Raw genomic sequence first — 14,284 nt, forward strand, 5'->3', positions numbered from 1 at the left:
AGCACGCAGTGGTGAGACATACAATATTTCTGGCAGATTCAGACTCGGTGTGATCAGCAGAATCGGCGTTATCAAGAGTGTATGAAGCCCAACGATACAGACCGCACGACTGATAATCCCACTTCGGATCTTCAGACAACCTGCCAAAGGGAAAAGGGCTAAACCAGCCCAGCCCTTCGCCCAGCCAATCGAAGACTTTATAATCAGCCCTGTGCCTAGATTAAAGTCCACATGTCCAGCAATTAGTGCGACCTCCATGAATAGCATTCCGACAATCCAGATCCAGATTACCGGCGATATCACAATTCGTTCATACTCTTCAGGATGATCGTATCTGGCCAATAGCATCACAACTAAGCAGCCAAGCAATAACCAGCTCAGCACAGAGCCGACAACATAAAGACCGCCAATAAACCAAAACGGATAGGTCAGTATAATCGACCACCACACCAGACGCTCGGGCAAGTTTTCAGGCTGAAGATCCGGAGGTGCCTGGCTCTTCTTCCAGAACTTAAGTCCCATGTGATAGCGCCTTCAGGTGGAAATCCAGTTGGCGATTCGCTTGACCCATGGTTTTCGGATCCAAAGTACCCAGAGACCAACTGTTGTGAGAACTGTGCCTAAAAAGGCTCCAACAATGACAAGCCCTTTGCGTGGAGAGGTGGGCTTCAACGCCAGACTCGGCTCGACGGCGAGCTGCACTAGGGGAAAGGCCCCAAACAGATCACCCTGGCCCAAATCAAGTTTGGCCAGGGTTGAAGCAAATACCGCCTGGGCTATCTGCTCGTCGCGCATGAGGTTCTCCAGAACCATAGATTTCTGGGTCATGAGGCGAAGTCTGGCTTCAAGGGAGCGGATCTGCTGATCAAGCTTGCCTACCTGGGCCGCTGCACCAGTGGCCTCGGATTGATCAGTGACCAGAGACTGAAAAAGCGCCTCGCGGCCGGAGCCGCTAATGGCGAGGGCCAGCCGCGATAGCAAGTTGGCCGATATGGGGCGACTAAGCAATTGATGGGCTCGGCGCTGAAGTCCTTGCAAGGCTGCCTTCTGGCGGCTGACCTCCCGACGGATTCGAGGATGGCTAGGACCAAACTTAGAGCTCTCAACTCTTAGAATTGCGGTGGCCTCGCTGTAGTTCTTTAGGTTTTGCTGAAAGATCTGGTCAACTTGTAACTTAAAGGCATCAGCGGCTTCAGCAGCGGAGAGGTTCAGGCTGCGGCTCAACTTTATAGCCTTTCCCTCAGCCTGAGCCTGCTTGGAAGCAAATTGGGCTCGATCGCGGCGCAAATCCTCGATATTGCTGGATAGCGATTCAACCTGATCAATCGAACTGATTCCTGAGCTGAGCTTATAGGCGGAGACCCTTCGCTGAGCCGCAACCAACTTGGCTTGGGTATCGCGGAGAATGCTCTGGGTTGGCACTTCTCTCTGCTCCATCTCGCTGGTACGAAGTTCGTTGAGCCGCTGCCTGAAGGAGTCGTAAAGAGCATAGGATTTCCGGCGAGCCTCCTCTGGTGAAGGACCTGTCACCTCAATCTGCATGATCGTTGTGTTATCGATGTTCTTGATGCGAGGCTCACTAAATCGTTTGGCCGGAATCTTTGCATTCTTGGCCGCCTGTCGAATCACCTCCTCACTCGAGAAAATGTACTGATAGTTAGCACGTGGTTCGAAGGTTGATGATGCCCCACCAGCAGACCCTCTGGAGGCAGTCGCCTGGCCAATCTCTGGAAGAGTCACATTCACGGAATTAACGCTTCCAGGCAATATCAAAGCCCAGGAGCTGGTATACACCGCTGGGGAGAGAACCAAAAAAAGTACGCTGGAGACCCAGATCACACCATTCGTACACCCAATCACCAAAACGTACCTGCTCCAGCGCAGCTTGTCGGTGCGACTCAGTCCTCTCCACCAACGGCGTGGTTGCGGAAGATTGATGCCAAGCAGATTGCGAAGTTTCGTCGATAGTAGGCGTGTAACCCTTCCCCAGTGGGAAGACAAACGCTCTAACGGATTGGCAGGCAGAAAGGGAGAGGGGGAAGCCACGCTCTAGTCAGGGGATGAAGCGGTCGTAGAGAAGAACACCAGGTGTAATTAATTCCGAAAAGATTCCGATAACATCCCGAAGGTTGACCACAGCAGAGTCGTAGCAAGCAACAGCATCGGTTGGCATGAGGTAAGGATTGTTTTCGTTACTGCTGGATCGTCTAAGCAATTCCTCAACACCCTTGTCAAGGGTCGTGGTCTTTCCTGTCGTGGCATCGACCCTCACCAAAACAGCACGTCGATAGGCATTGGTCAACACTGTGCCACCAGCACAATTGCCTGACACCACAGCATGGGAGAAGCGGGAGCCATAGGGGAAAGAAGTGGCATCGCGACCAATTGCCGAGGTCGCATTGCTTGTTGCTGGAACGGTGAGGTTTGAGATATAAATCTTGACGCCCACAGGGGTGATTTGAGACGGACGAACAATCAGGGGATTTTCCTGACCTGTATCGGGTACTACCACCCGATCCCCGGAGATCAGAGGCACGTCCTTGAAGGGTTCGCCGGTGAAAACACCACTGAGATCTAGCACTCGGCGCTCTTGACCACGTATCAACTCCACAGCAGCGACATTGGCAGTGGGTAGCACTCCACCTGCCGAACGTAGCGCTATGGACAGAAAGCGATTGAATGCTCCTTGCCCCCCTTGGGCAACAGGAACCGTCGTCTGTTCAGAGGGTGTCCATTCGTTGATCAAGACACGACCGGGTTGGAAAGTGGCACCACTGACAAACACTTCTGCCGGGGCCCACTGCACCACATTAACACTAACCTTAAGGTATGATGGCTGATAATAGCCATCTCGCACAAGGGTGTGGAAGATACGATCTTGCAACTGATAAGGCTCAAGCCCCGCAACCTGAATTCCCCGTATAAAGGGGAGCTCAAGCTCTCCATTGAGATTAACTTCAAAGATACCGCTGAATTCCTCACCATCCGGAATTGTGACCTTGACGCGATCGCCGGGAGAGAGAGGGAGGGCCTTCACGCCACCCAAGGGGAGGCAGAGCATCAAGAGCGTCAGCAGGCGGCAAAACAATCGGCTAGGCATACGAGCTAACGCCATGCATGGGTGAAAGCATCCGTGGACTTGGACCAATGTGACGTTTGCGTCGTTGCACGATGCCTTCGGCATTAAGACTTTAGCGCAGCAAACCATGGTTCACAACACACTGATGCCCGAGACAAAGGAATCGATTCGGCGCCGCCACCGGATGAGGCTCTTCAATGAGGTGAAGCGATCCAGGCTCATTCAGCCTCATCCATTAACTGATTGTTAAGTGACCAGACTGCAACGTGGGAGCAAAGGACCGGGAGGGATATCCTTAGAAAGTTCGTTCGCTATCAAGCCTACGCCAATGATCTCCATTCTGCGAGGATGGAAGTGAGGTGGCAGAATTGATAACGAGCGCTAAGCTCAGAGTGAATCATACCACTCTTACTGATCAGGCGGATGCAATGCTGCTTGACCCTCGCAACCCTTCCGAGCGATCCCCCCCCATCTTCGTTAGCCTCTGCAATGATCAAGCAGCACTTTATCTACACCGAAGCCAGAAGCGGAAGCAACTTTTTGGTTGACATCTTCAATCAACACCCCCACTTGGTTAACTATGGAGAGGTTCTGGGAGACTGGACCAAACCCCATAAGCTCTATCGGGCGATTACAAGAAAGCTGCCTGACATGGCCTATTTGAACTATATTTACACAAGTCGTCTCTTCTACTATCTGTCTCAGTTTTTTTATGCTTATCAGAACTACAAGAGGCGGAAACCCATTCAATTCAAGTGGTACTCCCAGATAAGCTCCGTCGGTGTCAAAGATTTTCATCATACCTTGCTCAAGTATGGCTTGCTTGACTTTTTTAGAGCCCATCCCAAGCTCTATATCATCTATCTCTACCGCCAGAACCTCCTCAAGCAGCATGTGTCTCTGGAGGTCATGCGCGCGACTCGAGTAGTGTCTTCAGAAATGACTCAGGATGGGAAGGCTGTTGCACAGACACAGAGTGCACGAATTCGGGTAGATCCATCCGAGATTCTTGCGGTATTGGCTAACGCCGAAAAGGAAGTACTAGAGCGTGAGAAGATCCTATGTCGCGTCGATTCAGATCATCTACTGCGTATCTCATATGAAGACCTCTTTGCATCCCCAAAGTCGCAGGAACAATTCCGTTACCAGGCCTTTAACTTCTTGGGCGTGGAACCCATCGCGGCAACCAGTCGCCAGCGAAAGCTGTCCTCAGATAACTTGCAAGACTTGATAGAGAATTATGGAGAGCTTTACCAAGCCTTGATAAATACTCCCTTTGCCAAGTATCTCGCGTAGCTCAAGCCGCCAACTATTCACAAGTTCATAGCATTGATACAATGCCAATCACCTGGTTTAAAAAGAGATTTAAACGTGCAGATAGCACCTTGGTGCGCAATGTAGGTTGGCTTGGAGGATCAACAGCATTTATACGCGTTTCCAGGCTCCTAGCCACGATCGTCTTGGCCCGGTTTCTAACCAAGTCAGATTATGGCTTGGCAGCTTTAGTAATGACAATTAATGAGTTTGTTCTTGTCTTTACTCGGAATGGGATTGGGACCAAACTAATTCAAGCAGATTCGAATCATGTCGACAGATTATCTCAAGCAGCTTACTGGCTAAATTGGGTTCTTTTTGCTGGATTGTATTGTGCACAGGTCCTCACTGCTTTTGCAGTTGGTTGGATCTACCAGGATCAGCGGCTGATCTTGCCGATTTGTGTTCTGGGTCTCGTAATGCTAGTGATGCCATTTGGGCTAGTACAAGGAGCGCTCATCCAACGAGAAGGTCGTTTCAAGGTCATTGCTTTGGCTCAGCTGGCCCAAGTTTCTACTGACAATATACTTTCAGCAATCTTTGCAATTTCTGGCTTTGGACTCTGGGCGATTGTGCTACCAAAAGTATTAGTTGCGCCCATTTGGCTGATTGTGATGCTGAAACACCATCCATGGAGGCCTCGTGGGAATCCCTCGTCAAAGAACTGGGGTGAGCTCATGGGATTTGGCAGCTCTATCCTAGGGATAGAGCTAATGCATACATTGCGCAGCAATATGGATTATTTAATCGTTGGGCGCTTCCTCAGCATTGATGCTTTAGGTGTCTACTACTTTGCCTTCAACGCAGGTGCAGGAATCAGCCTAGGCATCATGAATGCAACCAAGGCGTCCGTCCTGTCTCATTTGTGCGAAGCTCGTGATAATGTTGAACGCTTCAGAGCTCACTACTACCAGAGCTTGAAAGTCATGGGATCCGCAGTTGTTCCTCTTGCATTATTGCAATCTACCCTAGCGCCGTTCTATGTACCCATCATCTTCGGTGAGAGATGGGAAGGTGCCATCCCAATTCTTATCATCATTTGCCTATCTGTTATTCCCCGTCCCTTTGCTGATGCTGCATCTCAGTTACTGATCGCTATCGATAAAACAAAATGGGATTTGAGGTGGAATATGCTTTTCACCGTCCTCTTTGCAGTAGCCTTATTGATCGGGGTTCACTGGCAGGCCATAGGTGTTGCGACTGCCGTTTTGCTCAGTCACTGGCTGTGTTTGCCACTTTTTACAATCCATGCCTCTCGGATTTCCTTCAAGCATCTAGCCCGTACTCAGAATGCATGACAATATCGTTATCTTTATGGATCACGATTCCTCCAGCAATTATGTTTGCACAACCATTGTACTTCATTGCGCGCGACCACCTGTTCTGCAAGTCCTCATCTCACTACTGCAATTCTCGCCATCGACGGCCATCAGCATGATCAACTTCCGACAATGAAGGTACTGCACATTCTGGCTTCGGGAAGCTCTGGGAAGATCTGCGGCATTCGCCCCAGCCTGGAGATGCTTGCGAGCTCTCCTTTGGGTGAGCGGCATCTCTTTGCAATGGTCGGTCCGGAAGAGCTGAACAGCACCCTTGAGGACTGGAATCCGGATCTGCTGGTATGGCACAAAGCTTGTTCCTGGAGGGGATTGCCAGGCCTGATTCGTCATCGGAAGCACAGGCAGATCCTTTTTGAGCACCACTACTGCGACGGCTTTGAACGGCACAACGTGCCCTCGACCCTCCGCTTCCGGACGATGCTGCGTCTCTCCTATGGCGCGATGAAGCAGGTGGTGGCCGTGTCCTGCGCTCAGCATGGCTGGTTGCAGACAGCCCATCTGATCTCAGCATCCAGCAGTCGTCTTCTGCGCTCCTCCCGGACAGTCGACGACTTCCTGTTGCTTCCAGTAGCGGCTCCAGCAAAGCAACGCCCTCTGACCTTGTTAGCTTACGGGCGGCTCACGCCTCAGAAGGGATTCGACCGTCTGCTGCGGGCCTTGCGCCTGCTTCCAGGGGGCGGGTTTCGCATGCTGCTGGTCGGCGACGGCCCCCAACAAGACACGCTCAAGGCATTGGCTTCCGACGATGCTCGCGTCGAACTCCTGGGGGCCCGCAAGGACATCCCCGCGTTGCTGGCCCAGGCTGATGCCGTGGTGATTCCCTCGCGGTGGGAACCCTGGGGAAACGTCTGCCTGGAGGCACGTGCAGCTGGGAGGCCCGTGATCGTGAGCGATGTGGATGGCCTGCCCGAACAGGTGCTGGGCGTGAGCAATGGAACCGCATCCGCGCGACATGGCGCCTGCGGCCTGGTGGTGAAGGGAGAGTCAGACCATGCCCTGGCAGCGGCGCTCGACACCTTGCTGACCAGTTCGGCAGGGCAGCGGCACTCCTGGTCGGAAGCAGGGAGACGATCCGCTAGAACCGCCTGGAATGACTACCTGGACAACTGGAGCCGCCTCCTTGACGAGCTCACATGAAGCTGACCTTGATTGCCAGCAGTGACAAACCCCCGCCGCAATTCTTTCAAGCAACCCTTGCGCCTTCCGTTGTGCCGCATGAGGGGCCTGTTGGGGCCAGACTGACGTTGATCAAAGATCGGGCAGAGTCGAACCGGATTCTGATGGTCGCCGATTCCCACTGGCGACCACGCGCGATCGCCGCCATAACGCTGTTGCCGATCGTGGAGCGGCCCATCCTCGCGATTGTCAGCCTAGAACCATCCACCCTGCCAGCTTCTTGATCAGGACCCCGAAGCCATCCACACCAAGCATCTCCGTGGTGATGCCGATCCACAATGCAGCTGGCTGCCTGCGCGAGACTCTGCGTAGTCTCCAGCATCAGAGCCACACCGACTGGGAACTGATCGCCGTCGACGATGGCTCCAGCGATAACAGTGCGGCAATGGTGAGCGCTGTGGCCCAGGAAGACTCCCGCATTCATTTGCTGCGGCAGCCCAATGCGGGTGTCTCTTGCACACGCAATCGCGGCGTGGCTCTGTGCAAAGCCCCCCTGATCGCCTTTCTCGACGCCGATGACCTCTGGCATCCCGACAAACTGCGCCTGCATGTGGACTACCATGCCTACCACCCTGAGGTGGGGGTTAGTTACGCCCGCGTCGAGTTCCTGTCCCCTGGGGGGACACCTACCGGCCTGCTGGCCGCCGTGCCCCGGTCAGGGCATCGACCAGTGGATTTTCTCTGTGAGAACCCCACCAACACCACCTCGAACTGGGTGATCCAGCGGCAGGTCTTTACCTCGGTGGGTGGTTTCGTTTCCGACATGAGCTATTCGGAAGATCTGGAATGGCTGCTGCGGGTGGCCTGCGATGGTCGTTGGCAGATCGCCGGATTACCCCAGGTGCTGACCTATTACCGCACATCGGCCGGGGGTCTCTCCTCAAGTCTGCAGCGCATGGAACAAGGTTGGTTGCGGCTGATCCAGGAAGCCCGTCGCTATGCGCCAGAGCTGGTGGCGAAGCACTTCGCCACGGCCCAGGCCATCCACCTGCGCTACCTGGCCCGGCGCTCCCTGCGCCTGGGAGGAGCCCCCGCCATCGGCACCGATTTCATGCTGCGCTCCCTGCGCTCGGATTGGCGGATCCTGCTGCGACAGCCGCGCCGTACCGTACTGACGGCACTGGCCGTTTTCGCGCGCCAGCTTCTGGCCCCCTTCCGCCCGTGAGCGCACTCCCATGAGCCCATTCCCCCTGGTCTCGGTGGTGATGCCGCTCTACAACTCCGCCGCCACGGTGAGGGAAAGCCTGGAATCCGTTCTCAGCCAGACCTATCCCAACCTGGAGATCCTGGTGGTGAACGACGGCTCCACCGATGACGGGGTGGCGATCTGCCAGGGGTACGAGGACGGGCGCGTTCGGGTGGTGCATCAGCAGAACCGGGGACTGGCCGGGGCACGGAACACCGGCATCCGGCAGGCCAAAGGGGAGTTCCTGGGGTTTCTGGACAGCGATGACCTGTGGCTGCCCTCCAAGGTGGAGCGCCATGTGGCCCATCTGCAGGCCCGACCGGAGGTGGGTGTCAGCTTTTCCCGCTCCGGATTCATTGATGAGAGCTCCAGGCCGATCGGGATCTACCAGATGCCGAGGCTGCAGGACATCACCCCGGAGATCGTCTTCTGCCGCAACCCGATCGGCAATGGTTCGGCGGTGGTGATCCGCCGGGACGTCTTCGCCGCCATTCGCTTTGAAGCGAATCTCTATGGCGACGTGGAAGACTTCTACTTTGACGACACCTTTCGACAGTCCGAAGACATCGAGTGCTGGCTGCGGATTGCGCTCCAGACCCACTGGCGCATCGAGGGCATCCCCGAGGCACTGACGCTCTACCGCATCAGTGACGGCGGACTCTCGGCCAACCTGATGAAGCAGTACGCCTCCTGGGAGCGGGTTCTGCTCAAGACCGAAACCAGCCACCCGGACTTCGTCGCCCAATGGGGTTCCAGGGCCCGCGCCTATCAGCTGCGCTACCTGGCCCGCCGGGCCACCCGCCAGCGGGACGGCGCCCTGGCCGTGCGCCTGCTGCACCAATCCCTGGCCACCGACTGGAGGGTGCTGCTGGAGGAACCGCGACGCACCCTGATCACCCTCCTGGCCGCCTACCTGCTGCTGGTGTTGCCCGAAGGCCCCTATCGCTGGCTGGAGGGCCGGATGCTGCGCTCGACGGGGGCCAGCCAGCAGCGACGCATGCGCGGGGAACTCGGCCGATGAAAGTCCTGCTGGTCTGCTCGTCAGGGGGGCATTTCAAGGCGCTGCAGCAGCTGGCCGATTTCTGGCAGCGCCATCCCCACCTGTGGGTCACGTTTCGAACGGCCACCACGGAAACGGCCCTGGCCCAGGACCATGTGCTCTGGGCCCACAGCCCCACGAACCGCAACCTGCCGAATCTGCTGCGCAACCTCTGGCTGGCCCTTCAGGTGATCCGCAGCGAGCGGCCGGACGTGATCCTCTCCACCGGCGCAGGAGTGGCCGTTCCCTTTCTTCTGATCGGTAAACTGTTCGGATGCAAGACCGTGTTCATCGAGTCCGTGACCCGCATTCAAACGCTCAGTCTTTCGGCCCGACTCGTCCATCCGTGTCTTGATATTCTCTACGTTCACTGGCCCCAGCTGCAGCTTCGTTATCCCCGGGCCGAACTTGTCCAGAGCAAGATCGGCTCATGATTCTCGTCAGTGTCGGTACGGAGCAGTTCCCCTTCAACCGGCTGATGCAGTGGGTTGAGCTGCTGATCCAACAGGAACTTATCAACGAAGACATCATTGTTCAGTACGGTACTTGGACCTTTCTTCCCAGTGGCACCACGGTTTATCGGTTGGTGAAGGAAGACACCTTTCGATCACTGATTCGGAAAGCACGGGTGGTGATTGCCCATTGCGGTGAGGGCACGGTGCTGTTGCTTGATGAGATGCAGCAGCCCTTCATCCTTGTGCCACGCAGCGTTCGCTATCAGGAGCATGTCGACGACCACCAGGTGGAACTCGCCCTGGCCCTGGCGGAAATGGGTGTACCGATTGCCTGGAGTCCGGGTGATCTGGTTCGCTTTCTCCAGGCCCCGTTCAAGACCTCCATCAGTGACGTGACGGACAGTTCGGCCCAGTCCCTGTGTCGCAGTCTCCAGAGCCATTTTTCTCCGACATGATGGCTCGCCCGTCCCCCTCCCAGTCTGCTTTCGTCAGGACCGTCCAGAACGGCATCCTGTTCCTCCATCTGCCCCCCAGGCTCACCGTCAGCGAAGCCGTGGCCTTGCGTGCCGGGTTCGCCGACTGGCTGGCTGAGGTGGATGGTCTGCGGCAGGTGGTCCTGGATTTCGGCCGCACCGCCATCATCGACAGCAGCGGCATTGGCGCCCTGGTGGGCGCCATCAAAACCGCCCAGCAGCACGCCATTCCTCTCAGTGCCTGGAGCCTGCACCGGCAGGTGTTCCTGGCGCTGCAGATGACGGGGCTGGAGAAGGTGCTGCCGGTGGCGGCCCATTCCGAGGGCCTGCTTCCCCAGCTCTCGCACGTCGAAGATCAACGCCCACCCCTGACGCACCCATCGGTGCGTTCCGGACTCAAGCGGTTCATGGACATCTGTGGTGCGCTGATCGGACTTGGCGTCACGGCGTTGCTGTTCCTGCCGCTGGCGTTGGTTATCCGTCTGGACAGCCCGGGGCCGATCCTGTTCAGCCAGGTTCGCTGCGGCTGGATGGGCCGCCATTTCCGCATCTGGAAGTTCCGCTCGATGGTCAGCAATGCCGAGACACTCAAAGGCACCGTGGCGAACCAGGCCCAGGGCGCCTTCTTCAAGAACGACAACGACCCAAGGATCACCAGGGTGGGCCGGATCCTGCGCAAGACCAGCCTGGATGAGCTGCCCCAGTTCTGGAATGTGCTGATCGGTGACATGAGCCTGATCGGAACCCGGCCCGCCACACCCGACGAGGTCCTTCGCTATGCCATTCCAAGCTGGCAGCGATTCGATGTGCGCCCCGGGCTCAGTGGCGAATGGCAGGTGAGTGGCAGGTCATCAATCCGTGATTTTGAAGATGTGATCAGGCTCGATCTCAGGTACCAACAGAATTGGAGCCTGGGCTATGATCTGAAACTCATCGTCAAGACGTTCCTTGTCCTGCTGAGCAAGGATTCGGGGGCCGCGTGAATTCAGGCTTGCCAGTGGATTCACGGCCAACCAAGCGTGAACTTGCCGTCAACAGCGACCTTGACGAACTGGAGAGCGTACTCACCTGGTTTGAGCGACAAGGCCACCCTGACGTTCCTTCGGATCTATGGATGCAGGCACAGTTGGCACTTGTGGAAGGCTTCACCAATGCCGTTCGTCATGCCCATGCCCACCTCGCAGCGCCCCAACAGGTTCACCTTTCCCTGCAGATCACCAGCCAGGCGTTCTGCCTTCAGGTCATCGATCACGGTGAACCCTTCGACTTCACTGCGGCACTGGCAAGGGTGGAAGCGGAGATCACAGCCAGTGGGCAGAATCCTTTGGCCCGTGAGGCCCATTGGGGACTGGTGATGTTTCTGAAGCTTCAGAAGGAGTACGGATGGACGATCAGCCATTGCAGACGCGATGACGGGCGCAACGAACTCTCCCTGAGCCACCCTCTCAGGGCCGATGAATCGGCTGATGGGTCATACTGAAATACTCTGGATGACAGCGGGCGGGTTGGAAGACCGACCAACGGGTCCAGAGGTGGAGGTAGTAGTTGGTTCCCTCCGGTCCCCGGCCCCAGCCATTGTCCAGTTTCTGGCCCCAGATGATGCTGTTGGCTTCCAGCGCTGCTCGCTTCTCCTTGGGGAGCTTCAGCAGATCGCCCCGGTAAAGAATTCTTCGGCCCCGGTAGAAGAAACCTGGCTCCATGGCCAGCCCGCGGAGCTTCTCATCCAGCCGGAACCAGACTTTCTTGCTCTTGTGCAGCAGCCAGAAGCTCCTTGAGCAGGTTGGCGGTACGGCGTCGTTCTTGTAGCTGTAGAGAACGCCGGGATGGTGGTCCAGGGAGCCAAGCGATGAAGCCGTGATCTCCAGACCCATGAGCAGAGCGGCAGATGTCCAGGCAGCGATTGGATGCAACCGTCTTCACCGTGCCGGCCATCGCTGTCAACGTAGCCGCACGGTCGGCGTGGCCAGCCTTGGCCACGGGCCCGTGGCAGCTTTGCGCTGGCTACCCTCAGGGGCCAGCCCCTTGCCGACAGCCACCCGATCGTGGATCCCCGCGCCATCCTGCCCCTGGCCGTTGCCCTGATCGGCTCGATGATCGGGCCGGTACCGGCGCCCTCCCTGGCCGCCGCTCCGCCATCGGAAACAGCCGCCGTCAGCACGCCATCGCTCCAGCTGGTGCTGAACCGGCGCCAGCGCCTGCTGACGGTGATGGAAGGGGAACGGGAAGTGCGCCGTTTTCGCGTCGGTGTGGGCATGCCCGGCTGGGAGACACCGGTGGGATCCTTCAGCGTGATCGAGAAAACCGCCTATCCGATCTGGGAGCATCCGGCCAAGGGCGTGCGCATTCCCCCGGGCCCCACCAATCCCCTCGGTTCCCGTTGGATCGGTTTCCACCGTGACTGCAAGGGCCGGCGCGGTTTCAACGGCCAGGAGCATCTGGAGGTGAAAGGCTGCGTCACCTCCGGCTTCCATGGCACACCGAATCGCGACAGCGTCGGCGGCGCCGTGTCCCATGGCTGCGTGCGCCTGTTTGACGAGGACGTCAAGGAGCTGTTCGAACTGGTTCAGGTGGGCACCCCGGTCACGGTGCTGCCCTGAGCCCGTCGACTCCGGCAGCCGGAGCCCAGCGGGACAGCCCGTAGAGTTCCTGGCGCACCAGGGATCGAGCGCGGATGAGGGTTCTGTTTGCCGCTGCGGAGTGCGCTCCGATGATCAAGGTGGGAGGCATGGGTGACGTGGTGGGTTCCCTGCCACCGGCCCTGGCGGCCCTGGGCCACGACGTCCGGATCATCATGCCGGGCTACGGCAAGTTGTGGAGTCGCCTCAAGATTCCCGCCGAGCCGATGTGGCGCGGACACGCCATGGGCACCGATTTCGCCATCTACGAAACCCGCCATCCCAGCTGCGGTCTGCCCATCTATCTGGTGGGCCATCCGGTGTTCGATCCGGAGCGCATCTACGGCGGTGAAGACGAAGACTGGCGCTTCACCTTCTTTGCCAACGCCACGGCTGAATTCGCCTGGAACGGTGGCTGGAAACCCCAGGTTCTCCATTGCCACGACTGGCACACCGGCATGATCCCGGTGTGGATGCACCAGGACCCCGAAATCAGCACGGTGTTCACCATCCACAACCTGCGTTATCAGGGTCCCTGGCGCTGGAAGCTGGATCGGATGACCTGGTGTCCCTGGTACATGCAGGGCGACCACACCATGGCCGCGGCCCTGCTCTACGCCGACCGGGTGAATGCCGTCTCGCCCACCTATGCGATGGAGATCCGCACGCCGGAGTACGGCGAGCGCATCGACGGCCTGCTCAATTTCGTCAGCGGCAAATTGCGCGGCATCCTCAACGGCATCGACACCGAGGCCTGGGATCCCGCCACGGACACCACCCTGCCGGAACCCTTCTCCGCCGACGATCTCTCCGGCCGCAGCGCCAGCAAGCGACTGCTGCAGGAACGCATGGGGCTGACCGTGAGTCCCCGCAGCTACCTGATGGGCATGGTGAGCCGGCTGGTGGACCAGAAGGGCGTCGACCTGCTTCTCCAGGTGGCCGACCGGGTGCTGGCCTACAGCGACAGCCAGTTCGTGGTGCTGGGCACCGGCGACCGCGCCCTGGAATCGGGCCTCTGGCAGATGGCGGCCCGCCACCCCGGGCGCTTCGCCGTGTTCCTCACCTACGACGATGCCCTCTCGCGCCTGATCTACGCGGGCAGCGACGCCTTCCTGATGCCGAGTCGATTCGAGCCCTGCGGCATCAGTCAGATGCTGGCCATGCGCTACGGCTCGATACCGGTGGTGCGCCGCGTCGGCGGACTGGTGGACACCGTGCCCCCCAACGACCCGACCGCCGGCACCGGCACGGGCTACGGCTTCGATCGCTACGAAGCCATCGACTTCTACACGACGATCGTGCGCTCCTGGGAGGCCTACCGCAACGAGCCCAGCTGGCAGGAGCTGCAACGCCGGGCCATGACCACCGACTTCAGCTGGAACCGCTCGGCCCTGGAGTACGACGCCATGTACCGGGAGGTCTGCGGCGTCAAGGAGCCCACCCCCGACGCCGCCCAGGTGGAGCGCTTCTCCCAAGGCCAGGGCGCCGACCCCAGCCTGTTGCACGACGAGCCCAGGCCGGATGTGGTCACCAAGGAGCCCCCGCCGGCCCCGCGCCCCCGCAACCCCCTGGCCCTGCTGCGCCGCCGCAACGACTCCTGAGCCCGC

The 14,284-nt window shown here is 58.1% G+C and carries 15 protein-coding genes and 1 pseudogene; 12 read left to right on the forward strand and 4 right to left on the reverse strand.

The features are described from left to right. From KBZ04_RS00240 to KBZ04_RS00250, 3 genes and pseudogenes are all read right to left on the reverse strand, one after another. Positions 1-522: pseudogene (locus KBZ04_RS00240) on the reverse strand (O-antigen ligase domain-containing protein); the annotation flags it as partial. 12 nt (positions 523-534) lie between these two features. Next, on the reverse strand, positions 535-1,839 hold the full coding sequence (locus KBZ04_RS00245) for a GumC family protein (protein ID WP_254989909.1): 1,305 nt from the start codon (positions 1,837-1,839) through the stop codon (positions 535-537). Between the two features lie 214 nt (positions 1,840-2,053). Next, complete coding sequence (locus KBZ04_RS00250) at positions 2,054-3,061, reverse strand: polysaccharide biosynthesis/export family protein (protein WP_254989910.1); 1,008 nt, start codon at positions 3,059-3,061, stop codon at positions 2,054-2,056. Between the two features lie 453 nt (positions 3,062-3,514). On the opposite strand from KBZ04_RS00250, the gene KBZ04_RS00255 reads away from it, so the two are divergent. The 10 genes from KBZ04_RS00255 to KBZ04_RS00300 all read left to right on the forward strand — a co-directional run bounded on the left by KBZ04_RS00255 (position 3,515) and on the right by KBZ04_RS00300 (position 11,542). Further along, a complete protein-coding gene (locus tag KBZ04_RS00255) occupies positions 3,515-4,375 on the forward strand; it encodes a sulfotransferase (protein ID WP_254989912.1) in 861 nt (286 codons plus the stop codon). Between the two features lie 41 nt (positions 4,376-4,416). Next, a complete protein-coding gene (locus tag KBZ04_RS00260) occupies positions 4,417-5,691 on the forward strand; it encodes a lipopolysaccharide biosynthesis protein (protein WP_254989913.1) in 1,275 nt (424 codons plus the stop codon). Between the two features lie 153 nt (positions 5,692-5,844). Further along, positions 5,845-6,870 (forward strand): glycosyltransferase, encoded by a 1,026-nt coding sequence (locus KBZ04_RS00265; protein WP_254989914.1) that lies wholly within the window; start codon positions 5,845-5,847, stop codon positions 6,868-6,870. Further along, entirely contained in the window at positions 6,867-7,133 is a 267-nt protein-coding gene (locus KBZ04_RS00270) for a hypothetical protein (protein ID WP_254989915.1), read from the forward strand. Before KBZ04_RS00265 ends, KBZ04_RS00270 begins: the two co-directional genes overlap by 4 nt. A gap of 35 nt (positions 7,134-7,168) precedes the next feature. Continuing rightward, positions 7,169-8,074, forward strand: a complete 906-nt coding sequence (locus KBZ04_RS00275; RefSeq protein ID WP_254989916.1) for a glycosyltransferase family 2 protein — start codon at positions 7,169-7,171, stop codon at positions 8,072-8,074. A gap of 10 nt (positions 8,075-8,084) precedes the next feature. Further along, complete coding sequence (locus KBZ04_RS00280) at positions 8,085-9,116, forward strand: glycosyltransferase family 2 protein (RefSeq protein ID WP_254989917.1); 1,032 nt, start codon at positions 8,085-8,087, stop codon at positions 9,114-9,116. Then, complete coding sequence (gene pssD / locus KBZ04_RS00285) at positions 9,113-9,568, forward strand: PssD/Cps14F family polysaccharide biosynthesis glycosyltransferase (RefSeq protein WP_254989918.1); 456 nt, start codon at positions 9,113-9,115, stop codon at positions 9,566-9,568. Before KBZ04_RS00280 ends, pssD begins: the two co-directional genes overlap by 4 nt. Then, positions 9,565-10,044, forward strand: coding sequence for a glycosyltransferase (locus KBZ04_RS00290; RefSeq protein WP_254989919.1), 480 nt, complete (start codon positions 9,565-9,567; stop codon positions 10,042-10,044). Before pssD ends, KBZ04_RS00290 begins: the two co-directional genes overlap by 4 nt. Continuing rightward, the gene (locus KBZ04_RS00295) at positions 10,044-11,045 is read left to right on the forward strand and encodes a sugar transferase (protein WP_254989920.1); all 1,002 of its coding nucleotides are present in this window, start codon (positions 10,044-10,046) and stop codon (positions 11,043-11,045) included. Before KBZ04_RS00290 ends, KBZ04_RS00295 begins: the two co-directional genes overlap by 1 nt. Beyond that, entirely contained in the window at positions 11,042-11,542 is a 501-nt protein-coding gene (locus KBZ04_RS00300; protein WP_254989921.1) for an ATP-binding protein, read from the forward strand. The genes KBZ04_RS00295 and KBZ04_RS00300 overlap by 4 nt, the downstream gene beginning before the upstream one ends. On the opposite strand, the gene KBZ04_RS00305 is transcribed toward KBZ04_RS00300, so the two are convergent. Further along, the gene (locus KBZ04_RS00305) at positions 11,508-11,933 is read right to left on the reverse strand and encodes a hypothetical protein (protein WP_254989922.1); all 426 of its coding nucleotides are present in this window, start codon (positions 11,931-11,933) and stop codon (positions 11,508-11,510) included. The two genes, KBZ04_RS00300 and KBZ04_RS00305, sit on opposite strands and share 35 nt — an antisense overlap. A gap of 171 nt (positions 11,934-12,104) precedes the next feature. Between KBZ04_RS00305 and KBZ04_RS00310 the strand changes: the two genes are divergently transcribed. Beyond that, positions 12,105-12,659, forward strand: coding sequence for a L,D-transpeptidase (locus tag KBZ04_RS00310; RefSeq protein ID WP_254989923.1), 555 nt, complete (start codon positions 12,105-12,107; stop codon positions 12,657-12,659). Positions 12,660-12,733: 74 nt separating this feature from the next. Beyond that, positions 12,734-14,278, forward strand: coding sequence for a glycogen synthase GlgA (gene glgA, locus KBZ04_RS00315; protein ID WP_254989924.1), 1,545 nt, complete (start codon positions 12,734-12,736; stop codon positions 14,276-14,278). The last annotated feature ends 6 nt before the right edge of the window (positions 14,279-14,284 follow it).

Origin of the sequence: Cyanobium sp. N5-Cardenillas, assembly GCF_024345515.1 — a bacterium.
Lineage (GTDB): Bacteria > Cyanobacteriota > Cyanobacteriia > PCC-6307 > Cyanobiaceae > Cyanobium.